Origin of the sequence: Nonomuraea sp. NPDC049269, from assembly GCF_043197155.1 — a bacterium.
Classification (GTDB): Bacteria; Actinomycetota; Actinomycetes; order Streptosporangiales; family Streptosporangiaceae; genus Nonomuraea.
Window position 1 is genome coordinate 101763 of the sequence record NZ_JBICSO010000003.1, and the last position, 23865, is coordinate 125627.

The following is a 23865-nucleotide window of genomic DNA, read 5'->3' on the forward strand; positions in this document are numbered from 1 at the left end:
AGATCGGCCAATACCGCAAAGGTCGCAGTCAACCTATCTCTTCGCAAAACGTACCAAACCGGACATTCTCCACATGTTCCTGGTGGACGCCCGGGTCTCACTCCGTCGATTCGGACAATCATCTCAAACCTACATGGTGATCATCATTTCCACATATATATTGTTAATTTCCAGAATCGGGGGACCATGCGCAAGAGTTAGCTGCGCTAGGGTGCGACCGTCGTCGATCACCCCCCGTTCGAAGGAGACGCGACATGAGGTTCGGTGCACTAGGGCGCACCGCCCTGATTGGACTTGTGGCCACCCTTGTCATTACGGGGTGTTCCAGCTCAGATAGCAAGACCGGAGGCACCACGAATGCCAATGGTCTTGAGAAGACAGACCTCCTGATCGGGCAGTACCCCGGGGCGGACTCGGCCCCGCTGTTCATCGCCATGGAGCGTGGGTTCTTCAAGGAGCAGGGCCTCAACGTCAAGCAAGAGGCAATCCAGGCCCCTCAGGCCGTACTGCCCAAGCTCGGCAACGGCAGCATGGACGTGGTGCTGGGCAGCTACGCCACCATCTTGTCCATCCAGAGCTCCGGCCTGGAGAAGTTCAAGTACATCGCGGACTCCTACCAGGGAGCTCCCGGGGCTTTCGGCGTCATGGTGGCGAAGAACTCGCCCATCAAGAACGTCGGTGACCTCAAGGGTAAGAAGATCGGCGTCAACGCTCTCGTCGGTCTGGGCGTTCTCACCATGAACCCCCACCTCAAGATCGCTGGGCTCGACCCGAAGACCGACGTCAAGTACGTCGTCGTGCCGACCACCGACTGGATCACGGCCCTGGACAAGCACAGTGTGGACGCGGTCTGGATGACCGACCCGTACGTGAGCCAGGCCAAGAACGAAGTCGGCGCGACCATGCTGCTCGACACCATGTCCGGCCCCACGGAGGGTCTGCCGATCACCGGCTGGGCCGCAACGGAGAAGTGGGTCAGCAAGAACCCCAAGACCATGGCCGCATTCCAGCGGGCCATGGCGAAGGCGCAGAACGTTGCCGCCACCGACCGCAGCGCCGTGACGAAGATCCTGCCGACCTACACGAAGATCCCGGCTAACGTCGCTGCGACGATCAACCTCGGCAACTACCCGACCTCACTGAACGCCCAGCGCATTCAGCGAGTCGCGGACCTGATGCTCGAGTACGGCTTCATCCAGCAGAAGATCGACGTCGCCTCGATGATCGTTACTTCGCAGGGATGACCGCTGCCACAACGCTGACGCGCGGCGGGCGTTCCCCGCTCGCCCGCGCCAGGGTCGGAAAACTCGTCCGCCACGCCATCGGTGTGGCGGTTTTTCTGCTTGTCTGGGAGCTCGCCAGCAGGACCGGCCTGTTCAAGTGGCTGCCGCCGGCCTCGGCCTGCCTGGCCAGAGTGGTCGCCTTGGCGTTCGATCCCGAGTACCTCGGGGACCTGTCCTCCACGCTGCTCGCCGCCGTCATCGGCCTGCCGATCGCCGTCCTGCTGGCCGTCCCGGTGGGCCTGCTGCTCGGGACCCTGCCCGTTGTCGAGGAGATGACCCGCGCGATCGTCGAGTTCCTGCGGCCGATCCCCTCGGTGGCCCTGATCCCGCTGGCACTGTTCATCTTCCAGCCCGAGATCAACGCCAAGGTCGCGCTCATCGTCTACGCCGCGTCCTGGCCGATCCTGATCAACACCCTCTACGGCGTGCGTGACGTCGATCCCCTGGCCGCGGAGACACTGCGCTCGTTCAGCTTCGGCTCCGCGGCCGTCGTCTGGCGGGTGTCGCTGCCGAGCGCCGCGCCGTTCATCTTCACCGGCATCCGGTTGGCCGCCTCGATCTCGCTCATCCTCGCCATCAGCGTGGAGTACGTCGTCGGCGGCTCCGGCGGGATCGGCGCCTTCCTCATCGAGGCGAGCACCGGCCTGGGCGACCAGGCGATGATCGACGTGATCGCGGTGCTGCTGTGGTCGGGCTTCATCGGACTGATCGTCAACACCCTGCTGCTGCGTGCCGAGCGGCGGCTCTTCAAGTGGCGGAACGCATGATCAAGACCCTGATCAAACGGCTCTGGCTGGTGCCGGTGGTCCTCATCGCGTGGGAGCTGATCACCAAGGCGGTGGAGAGCCCCTACTTCCCCCGGCCCACGGTCATCGTGTCGCGCATGTACGACATGTGGTTCTCCGGACCGCTCATTCTCACCGATGAGGCAGTGGACAACTTCGTCCCCAGCATCGTCAGGCTGATCGGCTCGTGGGGCGTGGCTGTGGCCGTGGGGGTAGCACTCGGTGTCGCGATCGGCAGGGCCGCCTGGCTGGGCGACTACATCGACCCGCTGGTGGAGTTCGCCCGGGCCGTGCCGCCACCTGTGATGTTCTCCGTGTTCCTGGTGCTCTTCGCCATGGGGACGCAGGTCCAGGTGGCCACCATCGTCTTCGGCATCATCTGGCCGATCCTGCTGAATTCAATCGATGGCGCGCGTAACGTGGATCGTCTCCAGATCGAGACCGCGACCGTCTTCGGCGTCCCGGCGAGCCTGCGCCTGTTCCGGATCATTTTGCCCGCCGCCGCACCGAAGATCTTCGCGGGGCTGCGGCTGAGCGTCTCGCTTGCACTGATCCTCATGATCGTGTCCGAGCTCAAAGGCAGCACGGACGGCATCGGCTACCTGCTGACCATCGCGAGCGCCAACTCCGACATGCCGGCCCTCTGGGGAGGAGTGGTCGTGCTCGGCGTTCTCGGATACGTGTTCAACACCCTGTTCCTCATGGTCGAACGCCCGATGCTCACATGGCACCGTGGCGCTCGCCGTACCGCGTAGGAGGCGGATGTGACTGACCTGTTGGTGAAGAACGTGCGAGTTGTTACCCACGACCGGGACGAACCGGTCGTCGCGGACATCGCCGTGACCGGTGGGCGCATCGAGCAGGTCGGACCCGGCCTGTCCGCCGAGGGTGTGGAGGAGGTGCTCGACGGCGACGGGAAGCTGGCCTTCCCCGGCGTCGTGGACGCCCACCAGCACTGGGGCATCTACAACCCGCTGCCCGCCGACGCCGCCTCGGAGAGCATGGCCAGCGCCCAGGGTGGCGTCACCACGGCGCTCACCTACATGCGGACCGGCCAGTACTACCTCAACAAGGGCGGTCCCTACGCGGAGTTCTTCCCCCAGGTGCGCGAGCAGGCGGAGGGGCAGGCGTACATCGACTACGGCTTCCACCTCGCGCCCATGTCGAGCACGCACATCGGCGAGCTGCCCGACCTGATCGAGAAGTTCGGCGTCTCCTCGTTCAAGATCTTCATGTTCTACGGCGGCCACGGGCTGCACGGCCGCTCGGCCGACCAGAGCAAGTTCCTGATGCTGCCCGAGGGCGAGCGCTACGACTACGGGCACTTCGAGTTCGTGATGCGCGGCGTGCAGAAGGCCAGGGAACGCTTCCCCGAGCTGGCCGACGAGATCTCGCTGTCGCTGCACTGCGAGACCGCCGAGATCATGACCGCCTACACCAAGCTGGTGGAGGACGCCGGCGACCTGAGCGGGCTCGCCGCCTACAGCGCCTCCCGGCCGCCGCACTCCGAGGGGCTGGCGGTCTTCATCGCCTCCTATCTCGCCCACGAGACCGGCCTGGCCAACATCAACCTGCTGCACCTGTCGTCCCGCAAGGCGCTCGACGCGGCCGTGCGGATGGCCAAGACCTTCCCGCACATCGACTTCCGCCGCGAGGTCACGATCGGACATCTTCTCGCCGACATCGAGACGGCCAACGGGATCGGTGCGAAGGTGAACCCGCCCATCAGGCCGCGCGAGGACGTCGAGGCGCTGTGGGAGTACGTGCTCGACGGCACCGTCGACTGGGTCGTCAGTGACCATGCCTGCTGCCGGGAGGAGCTCAAGTTCGGAGCTCCGGCCGACGACGTGTTCCTGGCCAAGGCCGGGTTCGGCGGCGCCGAGTACCTACTGCCCGGCCTGATCACCGAGGGCCGTCGCCGCGGCCTGCCCTACGGGCGCATCGCCGCCCTCACCGCGTGGAACCCCGCCCGCAGGTACGGCCTGCGGACCAAGGGCACCATCGCGCCCGGCTTCGACGCCGACATCTGCCTGGTCGACACCGGGAGCACGTGGACCGTTCGCGCCTCCGAGTCGGAGTCGACGCAGGAGTACACCCCCTTCGAGGGCTTCGAACTGACCGCGAAGGTCACCGACACGTTCGTCAGAGGCAACCACGTCCTCGACGCGGGCAAGATCGTGGGCCGTCCGGTGGGCCAGTACATCTCCAGACCGCTGGGCTGACCTTCTCCCCCAAGGAAACCTCTTGCTTGAGATAGACAACCTCACGCACGTCTACGGCGACGGGCCGACGCGCCACCACGCCATCGACGGACTGAACCTGAGCGTCGCCGAGGGCGAGCTGCTGTGCATCGTCGGGCCCTCCGGGTGCGGCAAATCGACCCTGCTGCGCTCCATCGCCGGCCTGATCAAGCCCACGGGCGGAGAGATCCGGGTCGAGGGCGCGCTGGTCCGCCAGACGCCGGCCAATCTGGCCGTCGTCTTCCAGGACTACAGCCGCTCGCTGTTCCCGTGGATGTCGGTGGCCGACAACGTCGCGCTGCCGCTGCGCCGCAAGGACATGACCAAGGAGCAGCGCCGTGAGGCCGCGCACGAGGCGCTGGAGTCGGTGGGGCTGGCCGCGGCCGGGCGCAAGTACCCCTTCCAGCTGTCCGGCGGCATGCAGCAGCGCGTCGCCATCGCCCGCGCGCTGGCCTACCGGCCGGCGCTGATGCTCATGGACGAGCCGTTCGGCTCCGTCGACGCGCAGACGCGTGAGGACCTCGAGGACCTCGTGCTGAAGGTACGAGGGCATCACCAGATGACCATCGTGCTCATCACGCACGACATCGACGAGAGCGTGTACGTCGGCGACCGGGTCGTCGTGCTGTCCAAGGCGCCCGCGCACGTCGTGGGCGACCTGAAGGTGGCGCTCCCCAGCCCCCGCGACCAGATCACCACCCGCGAACACCCGGACTTCGTCCATCTCCGCGCCGAGGTGGGACGCCTGGTGCGCGGCGTGGCGTCCGTCTGAGCGCGCCTTCGCGAACCGCTTCCCGTACGGCGGCCGAAGCCGGAATCACCAGTGCCGCCGGGCGTCTCGCCCGGCGGCACTGGTGAAGAGGAAGTCAGGCCGGCGTGTGGGAGTGGCGGGTCAGGGCGTGCTCGACCAGAGTGATCAGAGTGCCCTTCACCGAGTCCCGGACTCTGGCGTCGAGGCGGACGATCGGGGTGTGCGGGTTGAGCGACAGCGCCTCCCGGATCTCCTCCTCCTGGTGCTGGAAGCTCCCGTCCCAGCCGTTGATGCCGATGACGAAGGGCAGCTTGGCCTCTTCGAAGTAGTCGATGGCCGGGAAGCTGTCGGCCAGCCGCCGCGTGTCCACCAGCACCACCGCGCCGATCGCGCCGCGCACCAGGTCGTCCCACATGAACCAGAACCGGTGCTGTCCGGGCGTACCGAACAGGTAGAGGATCAGGTCACGGTCGAGCGAGACCCGGCCGAAGTCCATGGCCACGGTCGTGGTCGTCTTGTTGGGCGTGAGAGAGACGTCGTCGACACCCGCCGACGCGTCCGTCATCACCGCCTCCGTGGTGAGCGGCAAGATCTCCGAGACCGCACCCACGAACGTCGTCTTGCCCACGCCGAAGCCACCGGCCACGACGATCTTCGTCGAGGTGAGGCCGGGGCTAGAGCCTGCGAAGTCCACTGAGCACCCTTTCGAGCAAGTTGAGGTCCGGCTTTCCCGCGTCCAGCGCAGGCTGGTGCACGCGGATCAGGCCCTCCGACGCCATGTCGGCGATCAGCACCCGGACTACCCCAAGAGGCTGCCGTAAAAGGGCGGAGATCTCGGCAACCGACCTGACGTTGCGGGTGAGCTGAATGATCGCCTGATACTCCGGACTTAGAAGTGAAATGTCTTGATATTCCGAGGTCACGGAGGACACGAGCGCCTCCATGGCGAACTTCATCCGCGGGGCCGTACGGCCCCCTGTCACGGCATATGGCCGGACAAGGGAACTAGGCTTCTGCGGACGGGGAGCCGACGGATGCGGCGGAGTGCTATCACCAGCCCAACCCTGACCTGACATCATGATCTTTCTCCTGTCACCGTCCGGCTAACGCGGACGGGACGCCTGCAGCTCGGCGCGTACAGCCGGGGTGAGCACCTGGCCCGCCCGCTCCACGAGCAGCGTCATCTGGTACGCGACCAGGCCCATGTCACAATCGGGCGCGGCGAGCACAGCGAGGCAGGAGCCATCGCTGATGGACATGATCATCAGAAGTCCGCGCTGCATCTCGATGACGGTCTGGGTGACCATACCGCCTTCGAACACACGAGCCGCGCCTTGCGTCAGGCTGATCACACCCGAGGCGACCGCGGCCAACTGGTCGGCCCGGTCCTTGGGAAAACCCTCGGAGAAGGCCAGCGGCAAGCCGTCAGACGACACCACCACGGTGTGCGCGACACCGGGCACGTTGTTGACGAAGTCGGTGATCAGCCAGCTGATGCCACGCGCTCCCTGGCTCAGTTCTCTCATTGCTCCTCCTCATTGTCATCTCCGCGGGTGAACGCGCGGCCTTGCCGAACCCCCTGCTGGAAGCTGGACAGCCGGCTCCGCAGGCGATCGGGGGAGATCTGCGGTGCCGGTGACGTCGCCTGCGGTTCCGCCAGGCTGGCCGTACCGGGCACCAGGTTGGCCTTCGGTACGCGCCGCGGCAGGCCGGAAGCCGTCGTGCCGCCCTTGGCCGGCTCGGCGGCGGCCTGCGCGGCCTGCCAGCCGGTGTCGGCGGGCGAGGACCACGACGCGCTCACGCCGGACCCGCCCGGTACGCGTTGCGGCAGCGCCGGCTTGTCCGTCGTCCCGGCGGACGCGGCGGCCGGCGCCGCCGCCGGTGGGGGCGCGGCGGCCGGTGGCGCGACGGGCTGGGCATAGGGCTGGGCGTACTGCTGAGCGGGCGGCTGCGCGAAGGGCTGGGCCGCGTGCGGCGTGGTGAGCGGGCCGGCGGGCGGCACGGCCGGTATCCCGCCGATCTGGGTCTCCTCCTGCGCGGAGGATTCGGAGATCGGCTCCTGGTACGGCTTGACCTGCTCGGGCTCCGGCCTGCGGAACCAGTCGGAGCCGACCGACGAGAAGATCGGCAGGAAGTCGTCGCTCTGCTCCGTCGGCGAGTTGCGCACCGCCGGGAGCGGGCCGGTCAGATCCTTCGAGGAGTACTCGCCGGGGCCGAACGGGTTGAACGCGCCGCGCCCGTTGTGCGTGAACGGCTCGACGGGCGGGATGGGCGAGTCGGCGAACGACGGCCAGCGGTGCTCCTCGAACCCGAAGCCCGGCTGCGAGTCCCCACCGTAGGGCGACTTGGGCTGCTCGACGAACGGCGACCTGGGCGGCTGCTCCTCCACCGACGCGTAGGGCGGCCAGTTCGACTCCTGCGCAGGCACCGGCGGGGGCGGCTCCGTGGCGAAGGACGGCCAGCGGGGCTCGTCCTGCGCGGGCGGCGGCGGTTCGGTGGCGAAGGAGGGCCAGCGCTGCTCGTCCTGCCGCGGCGGCGCCTCGTCGGCGAACGACGGCCAGCGCTGGTCTGGCGCGGCGGCCGCGGGCGGCTCGTCGGCGAAGGACGGCCAGCGCTGCTCGTCGGGCTGCTGCCGCGGCGGCTGCTCCTCGCCGAACGGCGGCCAGTTGCCGCCGCCACCCGGCAACGGCAGCGAGCCCGGCCACTGCGTGTCGACCGGCGCGTCGTCCGAGGTGCGGATGTCGGGGGTATCGGTCCTCGGACCGCCGTAGACGCCCGAGCCGTTCGTCGAGGACGGCTCGATCATGCTCGGGTCGAAGGTGGTGAAGGCTTCGTACTGGCTGCCGCGCTGCTGAGGCACCGAGCCCTGGGGGCCGGCGATGAGCATGTCGGGCAGCATGACGAGCGCGGCCAGGCCGCCCGCGTCCTTCATCCCGAGCTGGACCCTGATGCCGTGGCGCAGCGCCAGGCGGCCGACCACGAACAGGCCCATGCGCCGCGAGACGGCCACGTCCACGACCGGCGGGTTGGCCAGCCGCCAGTTGGCCTCGGCCAGCTCGTCGGCCGACATGCCGATGCCCAGGTCGCTGATCGTCACCTGGATCCCGCCCTCGATGGGCGTGCTGGTGACCTGGACCTTGCTCTCGCGCGGGGAGAAGGAGATGGCGTTCTCGATCAGCTCGGCGAGCAGGTGCACGGCGTCGGTGACGGCCGGGCCGGCGATCTCGATGCCGGACGGGATCTGGATCTGGACCCGCTCGTAGTTCTCGACCTCGGACAGCGAGGCGCGGGCGATGTCGACCAGCGGCACCGGCTCGCTCCACTTGCGGGCGGCCTCCTGGCCGGCGAGGACCAGGAGGTTCTCGCTGTTGCGGCGCATGCGGGTGGCCAGGTGGTCGAGCCGGAACAGGTTCGCCAGCCGGTTCTCGTCCTCCTCGCCCTGCTCCAGTCCCTCGATGAGCTGCAGCTGCCGCTCGACGAGCGTCTGGCTGCGCCGGGAGAGGTTGACGAACATCGAGTTGACGTTGGCACGCAGCTTGGCCTCGTCGCCGGCCAGCCTGATCGCCTCGCGGTGGACCTCGTCGAAGGCCCGGGCCACTTCCCCGATTTCGTCACGGGTGTTGACGCCGACGGAGGGCACGTCGGGCACCTCCGCGCTGTCACCGGACTCGCGCAGCAGGCGGACGGTCTCGGGCAGCCGGGTGGTGGCCACCTGGAGCGCCTCGGCACGCAGCCGGCGCAGCGGGCGGACCAGCGAACCGGCCACCCGGGTGGTGATCACCAGGACGAGGAGCAGCAGGACCAGGATGGTCGCGCCGGAGATGATGGCGCTGCGCTGCTCGCTGTCGCTCAGGTCCCGGGTGGTGGCCACGATCCTGGTGGCCAGGGCGTCCTCGACCTTGCGCATGGCGTTGGCGGCCAGCGTGGTGCTCTCGTACCAGAGCTGGATGTCCCGGCGAGTGGTGATGTCCAGGTCCTTGATGGTCTGGAACTCTCGCAGCTGGGCCAGGGCGCGCTGACGCATCGCGTCCGCGCGGTCGATCTGCTGACCTCGTACGCCCTTCTGGAACGCCTGGAGAACGTCGCGGGTGGCTTCCGCCTCGAAGGTGGTCTGCTCGGCCTGCTGGTTGTTCCAGGAACCGAGGAAGTCGGAGAGGTCGTCGTAGTCGAGCCGGCGTTCGATCAGCGCCACGATGAGGATGCCCTGCTGGCGCGAGACCTCCTCCTTGGTCCGGTCGAGAGCGGTCAGCGCGGCCACGTCGCCCTGCAGGCGGTCGTCGCTGATGCCGTCACCCAGGTCGCCCTGGAGGTTCTCGAGCACGTCGATCATGGAGGAGTAGGTGCGGAGCGCAGCTCGGGGCGGCACGCTCGCCTCACCCGCGATCGACTTGCGCAGGCCGTCGAGGCCGGTGAGCCACCGGCGGATCTCCGAAACCTCTTCGATGACGCGAGCGGTGTAGGTGGCGTCGATGGCCGTCATGCCGGCGAGCACCCGCTGCTTGGCGGCATCGGACGCCTGGCGCTGCGCCTTGAGCTGGCTCAGCCGGCTGGGCCGCCGGCGGTCGGCCATGTACCACGCGGTGAGCGTGCGTTCCTTGGCGAGCTCGTGCGACAGTGCGCCGACGCGCTGGACCAGCTCGGCGACCGTGGTCAGCCGGCGGTACTCGGCGCTGGTGCCGATGGCGTTCGCCAGCTGGACCCCGGCGAGCAGCACACCCACGATGGTGGGGATGAGGATCAGCGCCACCAGCCTGGAGCGCACGCGCCAGTTCGCCAGCCGGAACCGTCCGCCTGTGTGCTCCCCGGACCTGGTGTGCCTGGGGTTATCCGTCCTCACTGACTCTCGCAACCTCTCGCCGTTACGTGCTCGAAAATCTGACACGCTTGGGGCGCATGGGATTTCTGCGGGCTGGGTAATTGGAACACAACCCGTACCAGATCGGCCAACCGAACATATCCCATCAAATGCGACCAAACGTGCCTTCGAGGTCGCATATCGCCGTGCGTGTTTTCAGGCGGGCCGGAAGGAGTCGCGCTCCACCGGCGCCGCGTGCTTGACCATCAGGTGACGGGTCACCGAGTACTCCTGCACCGCCTCCTGGCTCATGTCCTTGCCGAAACCACTGCCCTTGACCCCACCGTGCGGGGCCTCGCTGGCTATCGGCAGATGATCATTGATCCAGGTCACACCCACGTCGAGGCGGTGCGAGACCCGCATCGCCCTGGCCACGTCCCGAGACCACACGGACGAGGCCAGGCCATAACGCGTGTCGTTGGCCAGCGTCACGGCCTCGTCCTCGGTGTCGAACGGCAGGACCACGAGGACGGGGCCGAAGAGTTCACCCTGGACGATATCGCTGTTCTGTGACACTTCGTTAACAAGTGTGGGTAGGTAATACGAACCGGGCCCTTCGACCGAGGTGCCACCATGTACGACGCGCCCGCCGGAGCCGGAGACGAAGCCGTGCACCCGGTCGCGGTGCGCCGCCGAGATCAGCGGGCCGACGTCGGTGGCGGGGTCCCACGGGTCGCCCACGGTGATGCCGGCGAGTGTCTCCCTGATGGCCTCCACCGTGTCGTCGTACACCTGCCGGGCCACGTAGACGCGGGTGGCGGCGGTGCAGTCCTGACCGGTGTTGTAGGTGGCGCCCATGGCCACCCCGCGGGCCGTCTCCTCCAGGTCGGCGTCCTCGAAGACCAGCGCGGGCGCCTTGCCGCCGAGCTCCAGGTGCACCCGCTTGAGCGTCTTGGCGGCGCCGGTCATGACGGCCCTGCCGGTCTCCGTCGAACCGGTGACGCTGACCATGTCCACACCCGGATCGGTGACCAGCGCCTCGCCGACCTCGGCGCCGCCGGTGACCACCCGCACCAGGCCCGCCGGCGCGCCCGCCTGGGCGAACAGCTCGGCCAGCCGCAGCGTGCTGCGCGGCGTCTGCGGGGCGGGCTTGATGACCACCGCGTTGCCCGCGGCGACGGCCGGGCCGAGCTTCCACACGGCCATCACGAACGGGAAGTTCCACGGCGCGATCGAGCCCACCACGCCGAGCGGACGGCGCAGCATGACCGAGGTGTAGCCGCGGCTGAACACCCCGGCGCCCGACCCGTCGAGCGAACGGGCGGCCCCGGCGAAGAAGCGCAGGTTGTCGGCCGCGAACGGCAGCTCGCCGTCCCTGAAGACCGCCGCGGGCTTGCCCGTCTCCTCGACCTCCAGCCGGGTCAGCTCCTCGGCGTCGGCCTCGACCAGGTCGGCCAGCCGCAGCAGCACGCGCGCTCGCTCGCCCGGGGTGGCCTGCGACCACTCCTCGAAGGCGGTGCGCGCCGTCCGCACCGCCCCCGCCACGTCGTCCACCGGGGTGTCGGGGACCAGGTCGCAGACGAGCCCGGTCGCCGGGTTGATCAGCTCACGCATCGGACTTCAGGCCCAGGTTCTCGATCAGGTCGGCGGCCTTGCGCAGACCGTCGCGGCCGCGGATCTCCTCGCCCGCGGCGGCCAGCCGGGCGCGCAGCTCCGAGTCGCCGAGCAGGCGGTCGAGCGCGCCCGTCAGCTCCTCGTCGGTGAAGGCGTAGGTCGACAGCCGCACGCCGTAGCCGAGCTCGTCCACGCGCTGGGCGTTGTCGTACTGGTCCCAGAACAGCGGCAGCAGGATCATCGGCTTGCCGAAGTGCAGCGCCTCGGTGGTGGTGTTGTTGCCGCCGTGCGTGATGACCAGGTCGCAGAGCGGGATGATCTTCGTCTGCGGCAGGAACTCGGCGCCCCACATGTTGTCGGCCAGCTTGATCTCCTCGTGCAGCGGGCCCTTGGAGACGATGAACTGGTGCGGGGTGGTGGCCAGCACGTCGATCACCCGCTGCATCAGCTCCACGTCGGAGGAGCCGAGCGAACCGAGCGAGAAGTAGACCAGCGCGCCGTTGGTGCGCTGGAAGGGCAGCTGGAAGTCCTCGTCGGTCTCACGGACCGAGGAGTCGAGGCGGTGCCAGCTGGGGCCGAGCGGCCGGGCGTCGGTGTAGTCGAGGATCTCCGGGAACACGTAGAGGTTCAGGTCGCCCTCGTGGATGAAGTCGAGGTCGGGCAGCGGCGCGGTGCCCTGCTCGACGCACCACTCGTTGAAGGCCGCCCAGATCTCGCGGTGGGTGCGGTCGTACTCGGCGCGGAAGGCGTCCCACTCACCGCGGTGGTCGGCGGGCAGTCCCGAGAACACCGGGGCGACGTCGTCGCCGCGCACCTCCAGCGGGTTGCAGGACACGATGCGGACGAACTTCTTGCCGGTCGTGAGCAGCGCCGGGAAGGTGATGACGTTGTCCTCGACGATGACGTCCGGCTGGACCCGCTCGATGATGGCCTTGAGCTGCGGCTCGCAGTACTTTGCCCCGTCGATGAGCGAGTCCCAGATGGGCTTGGTCACCGTCTCGAGCTGCTCCAGCGTGCTCTTGCGGTATTCGGGGGCGGTCTCCCGGATGAAGTCCTTCCAGAACTGCCCCGCGTCCTGCTCCTCGGCCCCTTCGGCCGGCGGCGCCAGGTCGACCAGGTCCTCCTCGAAACCGAGGGCTTCGAGCTTGCCCTTCCACGACGCCTCGGCGGCGAAGACGACGCGGTGGCCGCGGCGACGCAGGATGTCGCCGATGCCGATGCTGTTGTTCGTGGGCCCGTAGGCGCTTTCCGGCATGAACAGGATGGTGAGGGACATTCCACGACTCCGAGGTGGACTAGCAATTGAAGAGGAATTCAAATACTCATCTAGCGGGGACGCCAACTTCAAGGCACTATGGTCACGGCTTCCTGAACGGCAGACAAACAAGGCGGTGATCGTGGCCCAGCGAAAGAGCCGCAGCGACCGGCGCATCGACCTGATCGAGGCGGCCCGGCGGGCCATCATCCGTCACGGCATCGACCGCGTCCAGCTCTCGCATGTGGCCGAGGAGGCCGGGCTGACCTCCGGTGCCGTGCTCTATCACTATCCCGACATCAGCGAGCTGCTGGTCGAGGCGCAGCACGCCGGGATGGAGCGGTTCTACGAGCAGCGGCTGCGCCAGCTCATCGCGCTCACCGACCCGGCGGAGAAGCTGGTCATGACGATCAGGTCGGGGCTGCCGACCGGTCCGCTGGATCCCGACGTCAGGCTGCTCAACGAGCTCGGCGGGGCCGCGGGGCGCAACAGGGTCTACGGCGTGCTGCTCACCTCCCTGTACGACCGGCAGGTGTCGATGTACCAGTCGATCCTGGACACGGGTTCCGCGCTCGGGGTGTTCAAGCTGAGCTCCGACTCGCTGACGATCTCGCGCAACCTGGTGGCCCTGGAGGACGCCTACGGCTACCGGATCACCGCCCGGCACCCGGTGATAGACCCGCAGGAGGCGGCCGAGCTGATCCTCTCCTACGCGCGCACGGCGACGGGCCACGGCCTGACTCATCGACCCGTGCCCTGATCCGCCGGGATGATGACGGCGTCGTCGTGCCGCCAGTGCAGCTTGACCTTGGCGCCCTGCTGCACGGCGCTGGCCCCCTGTACGGCCACCAGGACCGGCTTGACCTGGCCGGGCAGGTCGACCGAGATGTGTGAGACGCCGCCGTAGAAGCTGACGTCGAGCACGGTGCCCTTGAGCCCGTGGGCTGCCGTCTCGTCGCGCAGCTCGACCTTCTCCGGGCGGACGCCGAGCAGCGCCTTGGCGCCGGGCTCGAGCTCCTCCAGCGGGGTGCCGGGCAGCAGGCCGAAGTCGGTGCTCCTGAGGCCCTCCGCCCCGCCGGCCGTACCCTCGAACAGGTTGTTGGCGCCGACGAAGTCGGCGACGAAGGGAGTGCGGGGCCGCTCGTAGAGCTCGACGGGCTCGTCCACCTGGCGCACGCCGCCCCGCTCGAAGACCGCGATGCGGTCGGCCAGCGACATGGCCTCCTCCTGGTCGTGGGTGACGACCACGAAGGTGATGCCGACCTCGTGCTGCAGCCGCTTGAGCTCCAGCTGCATGTCGGCGCGGACCTTCTTGTCGAGCGCGGAGAGCGGCTCGTCGAGCAGGAGCAGGCGCGGGCGCTTGACGATGGACCGGGCGAGCGCGACGCGCTGGCGCTGGCCGCCGGAGAGCTGGGCCGGCTTGCGCGCGCCGAGCTCCGACAGACCGACGGTGTCCAGCACCTCGGCGACGCGCTGCTTGATCTCCTGGCGCGGCAGCTTCTCCCGCTCCAGGCCGTAGGCCACGTTCTTGGCGACGGTCATGTGCGGGAACAGCGCGTACGACTGGAACATCAGGCTGATCGGCCGCCGGTTCGGCTGCTTGGCGAGCAGGTCCTCACCGTCGAGCGTCACCGTGCCGCCGTCGGGCGTCTCGAACCCGGCCAGGATGCGCAGCAGCGTGGTCTTGCCGCACCCGGAGGGCCCCAGCAGGGCGAAGAACTCACCTTGGCGGATCTCCAGTGAGACCCCGTCGAGCGCGGTCACATCACCGAACCGCCGAGTGATCCGGTCAATCTTGAGCACGAGATGACTCCCCGATCTTGGTGATCCGCTGTCCCGCGATCACCGCCGTGAAGCTCACCAGGAGCAGGATGGCGGCCAGCGCGTTGATCTTCGGGGTCACCCCGAAACGGACCATCGAATAGATGACGATCGGCAGCGTCTGCTCGGTGTTGCCGATCGTGAAGAAGGCGATCACGAACTCGTCCAGCGACAGCGTGAAGGCCAGCAGCGCGCCCGCGATGATGCCCGGCGCGAGCTGCGGAAGCGTCACCTTCATGAAGGTGACGACCGGGCCCGCCCCGAGATCACGCGACGCCTCCTCCAGCGAGGTGTCGGCGTTCGTCAGCCTGGTGCGCACGACCGCGGCGACGAAGGCCATCGAGAAGACGGCGTGCGCGAGGATCACCGAGTAGAGCCCCAGCGTGAGCTGGATCATCCCGTAGAAGACCAGCAGCCCGATGGCCAGCACCAGGTCGGGTAGTACGGCCGGCATCAGGGCGAACGCGTCGAGCGTCTTCGACCGCGTGTGCCGGACCAGGCCGACGGCCAGCAGCGTGCCGAGCACGGTCGCGATGACGGTCGAGCCCACGGCCACGATGAGCGTGTTGACCAGGCCGTCCCTGATCCGCTCGTCCTGGGCCAGCTCGCCGTACCACTTGAGGCTGAAGCCCTCGTAGGTGTACGCCGACTTGCCGGAGTTGAACGACATCACGACGAGCACGACGATCGGCACGTAGAGGAAGACGTACGTGGCCCAGAACGGGACGTGCAGCCACTTCGCCCTACCCACGGCGGGCCGCCCACGACTGCGCGATCAGCAGCACCACCAGGACCGCCACCAGGGCCAGCGCCAGCGTGGAGCCGAAGGGCCAGTCGCGGGCCTTCAGGAACTCCGTGCGGATCAGGTTGCCCACCATGATCGACTTTCCGCCGCCGAGCATCTCGGGGATGACGAAGTTGCCGAAGCTCGGCACGAACACGAACAGGCACCCGGTCAGCACGCCCGGCACCGTCATCGGCAGCGTCACCTTGCGGAACGTGGTGAACCCCGACGCGCCCAGGTTCGCCGACGCCTCCCGCAACTGCGGGTCGAGCCGCTCGATCGCCGCGTACAGCGGCAGCACCATCAGCGGCAGGTAGGAGTAGAGCAGCCCGAGAACGATGGCGCCCTGGTTGTAGAGCAGCTCGTACGGCCCGAGGCCCAGCGCCTTCAATCCCGAGTTCAGCAGGCCGGGCCCGTTGAGCAGGATGATCCAGGCGTAGACGCGGATGATGAAGTTCGTCCAGAACGGCAGTACGACGGCGACCAGCGCGACCGTCTTCCACTTACGTGGCAGCTGCGCGATCAGGTAGGCCGTCGGGTAGCCGAGCAGCAGCGCGACCAGGGTCGTGAGCCCCGCGGTCTTCAGCGACGTGCCCACCACACCGAGGTAGAGCGGGTCGAGCAGGCGGCTGAAGTTCTCGCCGGTGACCTCGTAGACGACGCCGCCGAACCGCCCGCGCTGGAACAGCGTGTAGCTCAGCACCAGCACCAGCGGCACCAGGAGGAGCACGACCAGGTAGGTCAGCCCGGGTGACAGGAAAACGAACGCACCCAGCCGGCGCCCCCTCGAAGGGGACACCGGCCGGGATTCAGCTTGTGCTTTCACTGCTACTACGACTGCGCCGTGATCTCGGTCGACATGCGGGTGTACTTCACCGACGCCTGACCCAGGTCGATGATCGACTCACCGTTGAGCAGCTCGGCGGGCTTGATGCCCAGCAGCGAGCCCTCGGGGATCTGCACCTTGTCCATGGCGGCCTTGTTGGGCACCTTGTAGTTGATGTTCGCGGCGGCCCAGCTGTGGATCTCGGGGTCGAGGATGTAGTTGATCAGGGCGTGCGCCGCCTCCTTGTTCTTGGAGGACTTCATGATCACCATGGTGTCCACCCAGAGGTCGCTGCCCTCCTTCGGCACCACGAACTTGATGTTCTTCTTCTCGTCCGTGGTCGGGCACCAGCCGTCCCACGCCTCGACCATCACGGCCTCGCCGGACTTGAGCTTGTCGCCGAAGGTCGTGTCGTCGTAGCCGAGCAGGTGCGGCTTGGCCTCGATGAGGAGCTTCTTGGCCGCGGCGATCTCGTCGTCCTTGTCGGTGTTGACCGAGTAGTGCAGCGCCTTGAGCGCGGGCAGGGCCAGCCAGCGCTCGGTGGTCATCATGGTGACCTTCTTGTCGGCCCAGGCCGGGGGCGACAGGATGTCCTTCCAGCTCGTCGGGGGCGTCTTCACCAGGTCGCTGCGGTAGCAGATGCCGGTCGTGCCCCAGGTGTAGGGCACCGAGTACTTGTTGCCCTTGTCGTAGGAGAGCTGGGTGGCCTCGGGGTAGAGGTTGGCCAGGTTCGGGATCAGCTCCGCGTGGATCGGCTCCAGCAGGCCCTGCTCGTTGAGCGCCTGGGCGTACTGGCCCGACACGAACGCCACGTCGATGCCGCTGTCGCCGCCGGCGGTCAGCTTGGTCATCGCCTCCTCGTTGGTGGCGTGGAGCCCGATCTTCAGCGGGAACTTGAGCTTGTCCTTGACCTTCTGCGGTAGCTCCTTGGGCGTGTAGCCGTCCCACACCGTCACGTTGACCGACTGCTTCGACAGGTCGGCGTTCGGGTTGAGCTGGTCGGCCGTCGCCGCCGGCGCCGCTGCGCTGTTGGTCGACTCACCACCGCACGCCGCGACGGCGAGCGCGAGGCCGACCACCGCTACGGCAGCCGGAAGACGACGGGTGAACCGGGTACGGGAGGACACGGCCGCTACTCCTTCAGGATTCCAAGGGACGAGAGGGGTCGCGCGACCAACCGGGCACGGCGGACCAGAGCAGGAGTGTTGCAGCAGAAATCAACATGAGCAAGACTTTTGCGGACACTGTTACCTGGATGTTTGGTCTAGCTGTTGAACATGAATTCAATATGGAAGCGGTTGCTCTCTCTCGGTGAGAAGCCCCTCACAGCACAAGATCGCGGCATCTCCGCCGCGCTCGTGACGGCGCTCGTGGGGGGGAGTGAGGTGCCACCGCCCTTCGCCGTCCGCCGCTTCTCCGCCCTGCCCAGCCTCTCGCACGGTGTGACGGAACACGACACTGGGGTGCCGGCCGAGCGGGATTTCGGGTCACACGTCGACCAGACGAACTATTCGGTGGTCGTGGCCGAGCGGGTGGTGGTCAAGTGGCTGACGCCTCCGGCGACGATGCCGCATCCCGCACCCGAGATGCTCGCCCATCTGGCCGGGGCCGGATTCCAGGATACGGCTCCGCCGTACGCCGCGCTGACGCGTGTGGACGGGGCGGGCGAGACGCTGCTCGCGTTGGTCACGGGCTACCTGCCAGGGGCCAGGGACGGCTGGGAGTGGTGCGCCGATGAGGCCGAGGCGGGCCGCACCGCCTTCGCGGACGCCCTCGGCCGCCTGGCCGCCGACCTCCACCTGGCACTCTCCACTTTCCCACCCCCCTCCATCGCCATAACCGCCCCGGCCGTTACAGCGAATTTCGGACCGGCGGAAAGGGCGGAGGGCGCCCTGGCCGAGGCCCTCACTCTCACTGGCGGCGAGGACGGCGAGTGGCTGGCGGGCCGGGCGGGCGCTCTCAGAGCCGAGCTGGCCCCGCTCACCGAGCCCATCAGCACGCCCTTGATCCGCATCCACGGCGATCTCCACGTCGGCCAGATCCTCCAATGGACCGGCGGTTATGCCGTGATCGACTTCGACGGCAACCCCACCGTCACGGAGGCCGCGCCGTACCAGCCGGCGGCCAGAGACGTCGCCCAGCTCGCCACCAGCCTGGAACACGTCGCCCAGGTGGCGATCAAGCGCCGCGGCACCCCGCCGCGCCAGGCGCTCGGCTGGGCCGGCGAGGCCCGTGAGCGCCTGCTGACCGCCTACCGGGACCGCCTGGCCGAGCGCGGGCGGCCGGACCTGCTGGACGGCTCGCTGCTCCGCCCGTTCGAGATCGAGCAGGAGTGCCGGGAGCTCGTCTACGCCGCCCGGCACCTGCCCCGCTGGCGCTACGCCCCGATGGGCGTCCTGCGCGCCCGTTATCCCGAGGAGACCCCGTGAATTCCGAGCTCTACCTGGCCGACCTGGAGGCCAAACCCGCGGCCCTGGCCACCTTGGCGGACGCGCTGGCGACCGCCGATCCGTTCGAGGGGCTGCCGCGCGGTGTCCGTCGCGTGCTGTTCCTGGGCATGGGCAGCTCCCGCTACGCCGCCGGCGTGGCCGCGCTCCGCCTGCGCGCCGCGGGCATCGACGCCTACGCCGACTACGCCTCCGCCGCGGCCACCTACCCCGCGGGTCCGGAGACGCTGGTGGTGCCCATCTCGGCGACGGGTGGCAGCCGCGAGACGCTCGACGCGGTGGCCCGGTACGCGGGCGGCCCGTCGTTCGTGGCGGCGCTCACCAACACTCCCGGCTCGGCCCTCGCCGAGGCGGCCGACCTGGTCGTCCCCCTGCGGGCGGGCGAGGAGCGGGGCGGCGTGTCCTGCCGTACGTTCCAGCACACGCTCGCCCTCCTGCTCGCGCTGGAGTCCCGCCTCACGGGCGACGGGCGCGATCTGCCCGCTCTGGTACGGCGGAGCGCCGAGGCGTCGGCCGACCTCCTCGACCGCAGGGACGAGTGGCTGCCCCTGGCGCTGGAGCTGCTGGACGGCCCGCACGGCGTCTACACCATGGCGCCCCCGGAGCGCCTGTCGTCGGCGGAGCAGTCGGCGCTGATGTTCCGCGAGGGTCCCCGCCGCCCGGCCGACGCCTGCGAGACGGGCGACTGGGCCCACGTGGACGTCTACCTCACCAAGACCCTCGACTACCGCGCCCTGCTCTTTCCCGGCTCCCGTTACGAGGACCAAGCCATGGACTGGGTGCGGCAGCGCGGCTCGACGGTCCTCACCGTCGGCGGAGACCTCAAGGACGCCACGGCCGCCATCCATTACACGCACGAGGGCGACGCGGACGTGGCCCTGCTCACGGAGACGCTGGTGGCGGAGCTGGTCGCCGCCTACTGGTGGTCGGCGGCGTCCTGACCGGGCGTCAGCGGGCGCCGGACGCGGACTGGGCGGTGAGGGCGTGCTCGACCAGCGAGATGAGCGTGGCCTTGACCGCCTCGCGGACCCGCGCGTCGGTACGCACGATCGGGATGTGCGGCGAGAGCGTGAGCGCCTCCCGCACCTCGTTCTCCACGTGCGGGAAGTGCCCGTCCCACCCGTTGAGCCCGACGACGAACGGCAGCCCGGCGTTCTCGAAGTAGTCGATCGCGGGGAAGCTGTCGGCCAGCCGCCGGGAGTCCACCAGCACCACCGCGCCGATCGCACCCTTGACGAGGTCATCCCACATGAACCAGAACCGGTGCTGACCGGGCGTGCCGAACAGGTAGAGGATCAGATCACGATCCAGCGACAGTCGCCCGAAGTCCATGGCCACGGTCGTGGTCGTCTTGCCCGGCGTGTGCGCGAGGTCGTCGATGCCCACCGAGGCATCCGTCATGACGGCCTCCGTGGTCAGCGGCATGATCTCCGACACCGCGCCGACGAAGGTGGTCTTGCCCACGCCGAACCCGCCCGCGACGACGATCTTCGTCGAGGTGAGCCCGCTAGAGCCTGCGAAGTCCACTGAGTACCCTTTCGAGCAGGCTCTTGTCAGGGACGCCCGCCTCAAGCTGCGGCTGGTAGACGCGGACCAGCCCTTCCGACTCCATGTCGGCTATCAGGACCCGCGCCACACCGAGCGGGACCCGCAGCAGAGCTGACACCTCCGCCACCGACCGGACCTGCCGGCACAGCTCGCTGATCGCCCGGTATTCCCGGGTGTAGGTCATGCCGAGCCGTATCGACGTCGCTGAGGATACAAGCGCCTCCACCGCAAGGCCACCGCGTGGGGCGGTTCGCCCGCCTGTGACGGCGTACATCCGGACTAACGAGCTCCGCTCGGGCTCCGGTTCGCGGTCATCCCACGCTGCCAACAGTCCACTCCCATCACCAGGTTCGCGCGGCCGAGAGTTCCGCGCGGACGGCGGGCGTGAGCACTTGCCCCGCGCGCTCGACCAGAATCGTCATCTGGTAGGCCACCAGGCCCATGTCGCAATCGGGGGCGGCCAGCACCGCCAGGCACGAACCATCACTGATCGCCATGGCCAGGAGCAGGCCGCGCCGCATTTCGATGAGGGTCTGGGTGACTTCGCCGCCTTCGAAGACCCGCGCGGCGCCCTGGGTGAGGCTGATCAGCCCGGCCGCGATGGCGGCGAGCTGGTCGGCGCGGTCCTGGGGGAAGCCTCGTGAGAAGGCCACCGGCAGCCCGTCGGCGGAGACCACCACGGCGTGCGCCACGCCGGGCACCTGCTCCACGAAGCCGCTGACGAGCCAGTTCATGTCCCTGGCCGCCTGGCTCAGATTCTTCATCCTGGGTCCTCCTCTAACTCTGCGCGGCCCTTGCGCACGCCCTGCTGGTAGTTGGCGAGCCTGCGGCGCAACCGGTCGGGCGAGACAGGAGGTGCGGGCGCGGGTGCGGGGGCCGGCGACGGCGACGGCGACGGCGACAGTGGGGGTGTGGCGGAGCCCGGCACCAGATTGGCCTTGGGCGTCCGCCTGGGCAGTCCGGATGAGGTGGTCCCGCTCCGCGCGGGCTCGCTGATCGCGCCCGCCGCCTGCCATCCGCCGTCGGCCGGCGAGGACCAGGCGGGGTCGCGATGGTCCGGTTCCGGCTTGGTGAACCAGCTCGACCCGGCGGAGGTGAAGACCGGCGGGAGCTCGTTCTCCGCCTGAGGGGGCGGTGGGGCCAGGGCGGGCATCGGCACTTCCACCGAGGGCGTGTGCCGGGAGATGAACCACGAGGATGGGGGCGACGGCGCCATGTCGAGGGCCTCAAGGGGCTGATGGGACGAGCGCTCGAAGGGCCGCTCGAAAGGCCGCTCGAAAGGCTGGTCGAATGGCTGGTCGAATGGCTGGTCGAATGGCTGGTCGAGCGAAGGGTCGAACGACGGGTGGCCCAAGCCGGGCATCGCCGGGGTGGCCTGCATCGGCACGAACGGCGGCGGCTCCGGGGCCGGCGTCACCCCGGGGACCGAGGTGAGCAGCGTTTCGGGGATCAGCACCATGGCGGTCAGCCCGCCGACGTCCTGGCGGCGCAGTTGCACCCTGATGCTGTGCCGCAGTGCGAGCCGGCCGACCACGAACAGACCCATCCGCCGGGAGACCGAGACGTCGACCACCGGCGGGTTGGCCAGCCGCCAGTTGGCCTCGGCCAGCTCCTCCGGACTCATGCCGATGCCGTGGTCGGTGACCGAGACCATCAGCCCGCCGCCGTCGATGCGGCTGCTGGAGATGATCACCTTGGTGTCGCGCGAGGAGAACGAGACCGCGTTCTCGACCAGCTCGGCGAGCAGGTGGACGACGTCGCTGACCGCCTGGCCGGCGATGGCGGCCGCCGACTGCGCCTCGACGCTGACCCGGTCGTAGCTCTCGACCTCGCCGAGCGACGCGCGTACGACGTCCATCAGCTCGACCGCCTCGCTCCACTTGCGTGCCGCCTCCTGGCCGGCCAGGACCAGCAGGTTCTCGCTGTTGCGGCGCATCCGGGTGGCCAGGTGGTCGAGCTTGAACAGGTCGCCGAGCCGGTTGTCGTCGCGCTCGCCGCGCTCCAGCCGCTCGATCAGCGTGAGCTGCCGCTCGACGAGGGTCTGACTGCGCCGCGACAGGTTGACGAACATCGCGTTGACGTTCGAGCGCAGCCGCGCCTCGTCGCCGGCCAGCCGTACGGCCTCGCGGTGCACCTCGTCGAAGGCGCGCGCGACCTCGCCCACCTCGTCCTTGGAGAAGATGCCGATGGGCGGCACCTTGACGTTGAGCGCGCCGTCGCGCGACTCGCGCAGGTGCTGGACGAACTCCGGCAGCCGCCGGCCGGCGATCTCCAACGCCTCGCCGCGCAGCCGGCGCAGCGGCCGGACCAGCGATCGCGCCACTCCCGTGGTGATCAGCAGGACGGCGATGAGCAGCGCGAGCACCGCGCACGCGATGACCAGGGCGCGCTGCCGCTCGTCCGCGCTGAGTGCCTCGCTGCGGGTCAGGATGCCGGCCGCCTGGCGCTGCTCGACCTCGCGGAAGGAGTCGACGACGACGGTGCCCGCGTCGTACCACTCCTTGGCGTCGTCTCCGTGGTTGCCCTGGTCGAGGCCCTTCAGGGGCAGCCCCGCCGTGGCCCGGATCAGCACCAGCTCGCGCAGGAACAGCATGCGGTCGGCGGATCTGCCGTTGACGCTCTCGTCGAAGAAGCGGCGTTCCTCCGCGGTGGCCTCGTCGCCGAAGCCCTTGCGCTCGTTGCGTTCGCGTGACAGCTCGCCGAGGAAGCGCTTGAGCTGCTCCTGGTCGAAGCTCCCCTCGACCAGGCCGGTGGTGACCAACGCCTGCTGGAGCGAGATGCTCTCCTTGGCGTGGGCCAGCGAGTCGAGCATGCGGGTCTGACGGAACAGCTCGTCGTCCTGACTGCCCTTGACCAGCTCGTTGTGCACCGACAGCAGCTCGTTGATCACCGTGGTGTAGAGCTCGACGCAGGCCCCGGGCAGCAGATCGGCTTCGAGCGCCTGCTGGCGCAGGCCGGCCAGGTCGTTCAGGCGGCTCAGCATGTTCTCGATCTGGTCGGCGGTACGGCCGGTGACCTCACCCACCAGTTGCTCGGCGCTCGCCCGCACCTGCCTGGTGGAGGCGTCCACCAGGTCCATCTGGTCGCGTACGTCGGCTAGCCCCGTCGCGGGCCGCCCCCTGGCGATGAACCACGAGGTCCTGCCGCGCTCGCCGGCGACCAGGTGGGTGAGCGCGCCGACCTGCTGGGAGAGCTGCGCCAGCCGGTTCGTACGGGCGTAGTCAGCGGCGGCGCCCATCGAGGCGAACACCTGGACGCCGCCGAGCAGGACGGCCGCGGCGGTCGGAACCAGGATGAGCGCGACGAGCCGCGCCCGGACCCGCCAGTTACGCAGGCGCCAGTTCGCCTCGTCCGCCTGCCGTTCACCCAACTGTGTACTCACCGAACGCAACCTCTCGCCCGAATCGGCGTATTTGAAGGGCGACTGAGGCCCTCGGGAAATCAGCAAGTGGGGGTAATTGGAACACATACCTACTAGCTCGGCCAAGCGAACATAACGTGGCAAAACTCAAGCGGTGTGACGCATGAGGCGAGAACCTGGGGCCCCATTTTGATCCGTTATAGGTGAAAAATGCTCCTTTAAGTAAACAAGTGTCCGCTTGTGGGCGTTTGTAGCGTTCCAAGGCTGTTACAGAGAAGAACCACAGACGTCTCTTCAAGGTCACGCCGTTGAGATTTGCGTTATTTACGACATAGGTTGAGCCCGGTCAAAGCGA

22 protein-coding genes are annotated in these 23865 nt (G+C 68.6%); 8 read left to right on the forward strand and 14 right to left on the reverse strand.

The window, feature by feature from the left end:
• The first annotated feature begins 254 nt into the window (after window positions 1-254).
• Genes ACGFNP_RS18190 through ACGFNP_RS18210 form a run of 5 tightly spaced genes read left to right on the forward strand, consistent with a single transcriptional unit; the run spans window position 255 to window position 5080 of the window.
• Window positions 255-1244 (forward strand): ABC transporter substrate-binding protein, encoded by a 990-nt coding sequence (locus ACGFNP_RS18190; RefSeq protein ID WP_393319863.1) that lies wholly within the window; start codon window positions 255-257, stop codon window positions 1242-1244.
• Window positions 1241-2050: an ABC transporter permease gene (locus tag ACGFNP_RS18195; protein ID WP_358317333.1), complete on the forward strand. Its 810-nt coding sequence runs from the start codon at window positions 1241-1243 to the stop codon at window positions 2048-2050. The genes ACGFNP_RS18190 and ACGFNP_RS18195 overlap by 4 nt, the downstream gene beginning before the upstream one ends.
• Window positions 2047-2823: an ABC transporter permease subunit gene (locus tag ACGFNP_RS18200; RefSeq protein ID WP_358317332.1), complete on the forward strand. Its 777-nt coding sequence runs from the start codon at window positions 2047-2049 to the stop codon at window positions 2821-2823. The genes ACGFNP_RS18195 and ACGFNP_RS18200 overlap by 4 nt, the downstream gene beginning before the upstream one ends.
• A 9-nt stretch (window positions 2824-2832) precedes the next feature.
• A complete protein-coding gene (locus ACGFNP_RS18205; protein ID WP_393319867.1) occupies window positions 2833-4290 on the forward strand; it encodes a dihydroorotase family protein in 1458 nt (485 codons plus the stop codon).
• A gap of 22 nt (window positions 4291-4312) precedes the next feature.
• On the forward strand, window positions 4313-5080 hold the full coding sequence (locus tag ACGFNP_RS18210) for an ABC transporter ATP-binding protein (RefSeq protein ID WP_358317328.1): 768 nt from the start codon (window positions 4313-4315) through the stop codon (window positions 5078-5080).
• Window positions 5081-5174: 94 nt separating this feature from the next.
• On the opposite strand, the gene ACGFNP_RS18215 is transcribed toward ACGFNP_RS18210, so the two are convergent.
• From ACGFNP_RS18215 to ACGFNP_RS18240, 6 genes are all read right to left on the reverse strand, one after another.
• The gene (locus ACGFNP_RS18215; RefSeq protein WP_214641575.1) at window positions 5175-5753 is read right to left on the reverse strand and encodes an ATP/GTP-binding protein; all 579 of its coding nucleotides are present in this window, start codon (window positions 5751-5753) and stop codon (window positions 5175-5177) included.
• Window positions 5734-6135 carry a DUF742 domain-containing protein gene (locus ACGFNP_RS18220; protein ID WP_219527172.1) on the reverse strand — a complete coding sequence of 134 codons (402 nt, stop codon included), beginning with the start codon at window positions 6133-6135 and terminating at the stop codon, window positions 5734-5736. The genes ACGFNP_RS18215 and ACGFNP_RS18220 overlap by 20 nt, the downstream gene beginning before the upstream one ends.
• Window positions 6136-6162: 27 nt before the next feature.
• Entirely contained in the window at window positions 6163-6585 is a 423-nt protein-coding gene (locus tag ACGFNP_RS18225) for a roadblock/LC7 domain-containing protein (RefSeq protein ID WP_246650111.1), read from the reverse strand.
• Window positions 6582-9896, reverse strand: a complete 3315-nt coding sequence (locus ACGFNP_RS18230) for a nitrate- and nitrite sensing domain-containing protein (RefSeq protein WP_393319872.1) — start codon at window positions 9894-9896, stop codon at window positions 6582-6584. The genes ACGFNP_RS18225 and ACGFNP_RS18230 overlap by 4 nt, the downstream gene beginning before the upstream one ends.
• Window positions 9897-10070: 174 nt before the next feature.
• Window positions 10071-11468, reverse strand: coding sequence for an aminobutyraldehyde dehydrogenase (locus ACGFNP_RS18235; RefSeq protein WP_393319875.1), 1398 nt, complete (start codon window positions 11466-11468; stop codon window positions 10071-10073).
• A complete protein-coding gene (locus ACGFNP_RS18240) occupies window positions 11461-12744 on the reverse strand; it encodes a glycosyltransferase (protein ID WP_393319878.1) in 1284 nt (427 codons plus the stop codon). The genes ACGFNP_RS18235 and ACGFNP_RS18240 overlap by 8 nt, the downstream gene beginning before the upstream one ends.
• 121 nt (window positions 12745-12865) lie before the next feature.
• On the opposite strand from ACGFNP_RS18240, the gene ACGFNP_RS18245 reads away from it, so the two are divergent.
• On the forward strand, window positions 12866-13483 hold the full coding sequence (locus ACGFNP_RS18245; protein ID WP_358317320.1) for a helix-turn-helix domain-containing protein: 618 nt from the start codon (window positions 12866-12868) through the stop codon (window positions 13481-13483).
• Here ACGFNP_RS18245 and ACGFNP_RS18250 read toward each other — a convergent pair.
• The 4 genes from ACGFNP_RS18250 to ACGFNP_RS18265 are packed head-to-tail and all read right to left on the reverse strand — an operon-like array spanning window position 13465 to window position 17281.
• Window positions 13465-14526, reverse strand: coding sequence for an ABC transporter ATP-binding protein (locus ACGFNP_RS18250; RefSeq protein WP_358317319.1), 1062 nt, complete (start codon window positions 14524-14526; stop codon window positions 13465-13467). The genes ACGFNP_RS18245 and ACGFNP_RS18250 overlap by 19 nt on opposite strands.
• Window positions 14513-15295: an ABC transporter permease gene (locus ACGFNP_RS18255; RefSeq protein WP_358317317.1), complete on the reverse strand. Its 783-nt coding sequence runs from the start codon at window positions 15293-15295 to the stop codon at window positions 14513-14515. Before ACGFNP_RS18255 ends, ACGFNP_RS18250 begins: the two co-directional genes overlap by 14 nt.
• Window positions 15288-16127, reverse strand: a complete 840-nt coding sequence (locus ACGFNP_RS18260) for an ABC transporter permease (RefSeq protein ID WP_358317315.1) — start codon at window positions 16125-16127, stop codon at window positions 15288-15290. The genes ACGFNP_RS18255 and ACGFNP_RS18260 overlap by 8 nt, the downstream gene beginning before the upstream one ends.
• Window positions 16128-16159: 32 nt before the next feature.
• The gene (locus ACGFNP_RS18265; RefSeq protein WP_358317314.1) at window positions 16160-17281 is read right to left on the reverse strand and encodes a spermidine/putrescine ABC transporter substrate-binding protein; all 1122 of its coding nucleotides are present in this window, start codon (window positions 17279-17281) and stop codon (window positions 16160-16162) included.
• A gap of 150 nt (window positions 17282-17431) precedes the next feature.
• Here ACGFNP_RS18265 and ACGFNP_RS18270 point away from each other — a divergent pair, with 150 nt between their 5' ends.
• Together ACGFNP_RS18270 and ACGFNP_RS18275 are read left to right on the forward strand one after the other, a co-directional pair.
• The gene (locus ACGFNP_RS18270; protein ID WP_393319884.1) at window positions 17432-18583 is read left to right on the forward strand and encodes a hypothetical protein; all 1152 of its coding nucleotides are present in this window, start codon (window positions 17432-17434) and stop codon (window positions 18581-18583) included.
• Complete coding sequence (locus tag ACGFNP_RS18275) at window positions 18580-19542, forward strand: SIS domain-containing protein (protein ID WP_393319887.1); 963 nt, start codon at window positions 18580-18582, stop codon at window positions 19540-19542. The genes ACGFNP_RS18270 and ACGFNP_RS18275 overlap by 4 nt, the downstream gene beginning before the upstream one ends.
• Before the next feature lie 7 nt (window positions 19543-19549).
• Here ACGFNP_RS18275 and ACGFNP_RS18280 read toward each other — a convergent pair whose 3' ends face one another.
• From ACGFNP_RS18280 to ACGFNP_RS18295, 4 genes are all read right to left on the reverse strand, one after another.
• A complete protein-coding gene (locus ACGFNP_RS18280) occupies window positions 19550-20128 on the reverse strand; it encodes an ATP/GTP-binding protein (RefSeq protein WP_393319890.1) in 579 nt (192 codons plus the stop codon).
• Window positions 20109-20423 carry a DUF742 domain-containing protein gene (locus ACGFNP_RS18285; RefSeq protein WP_358317306.1) on the reverse strand — a complete coding sequence of 105 codons (315 nt, stop codon included), beginning with the start codon at window positions 20421-20423 and terminating at the stop codon, window positions 20109-20111. Before ACGFNP_RS18285 ends, ACGFNP_RS18280 begins: the two co-directional genes overlap by 20 nt.
• Window positions 20424-20490: 67 nt before the next feature.
• Entirely contained in the window at window positions 20491-20913 is a 423-nt protein-coding gene (locus tag ACGFNP_RS18290) for a roadblock/LC7 domain-containing protein (protein WP_358033790.1), read from the reverse strand.
• Window positions 20910-23531 (reverse strand): nitrate- and nitrite sensing domain-containing protein, encoded by a 2622-nt coding sequence (locus ACGFNP_RS18295; protein WP_393319894.1) that lies wholly within the window; start codon window positions 23529-23531, stop codon window positions 20910-20912. The genes ACGFNP_RS18290 and ACGFNP_RS18295 overlap by 4 nt, the downstream gene beginning before the upstream one ends.
• Between the last annotated feature and the right edge of the window lie 334 nt (window positions 23532-23865).

Excerpts from the sequence above, each read along its gene's own strand:
- ACGFNP_RS18190 (WP_393319863.1), top strand. The coding sequence starts at position 255 with ATGAGGTTCGGTGCACTAGGGCGCACCGCCCTGATTGGACTTGTGGCC.
- ACGFNP_RS18195 (WP_358317333.1), top strand. The coding sequence starts at position 1,241 with ATGACCGCTGCCACAACGCTGACGCGCGGCGGGCGTTCCCCGCTCGCC.
- ACGFNP_RS18200 (WP_358317332.1), top strand. The coding sequence starts at position 2,047 with ATGATCAAGACCCTGATCAAACGGCTCTGGCTGGTGCCGGTGGTCCTC.
- ACGFNP_RS18220 (WP_219527172.1), bottom strand. The coding sequence starts at position 6,135 with ATGTCAGGTCAGGGTTGGGCTGGTGATAGCACTCCGCCGCATCCGTCG.
- ACGFNP_RS18225 (WP_246650111.1), bottom strand. The coding sequence starts at position 6,585 with ATGAGAGAACTGAGCCAGGGAGCGCGTGGCATCAGCTGGCTGATCACC.
- ACGFNP_RS18235 (WP_393319875.1), bottom strand. The coding sequence starts at position 11,468 with ATGCGTGAGCTGATCAACCCGGCGACCGGGCTCGTCTGCGACCTGGTC.
- ACGFNP_RS18240 (WP_393319878.1), bottom strand. The coding sequence starts at position 12,744 with ATGTCCCTCACCATCCTGTTCATGCCGGAAAGCGCCTACGGGCCCACG.
- ACGFNP_RS18270 (WP_393319884.1), top strand. The coding sequence starts at position 17,432 with ATGAATTCAATATGGAAGCGGTTGCTCTCTCTCGGTGAGAAGCCCCTC.
- ACGFNP_RS18285 (WP_358317306.1), bottom strand. The coding sequence starts at position 20,423 with ATGTACGCCGTCACAGGCGGGCGAACCGCCCCACGCGGTGGCCTTGCG.
- ACGFNP_RS18290 (WP_358033790.1), bottom strand. The coding sequence starts at position 20,913 with ATGAAGAATCTGAGCCAGGCGGCCAGGGACATGAACTGGCTCGTCAGC.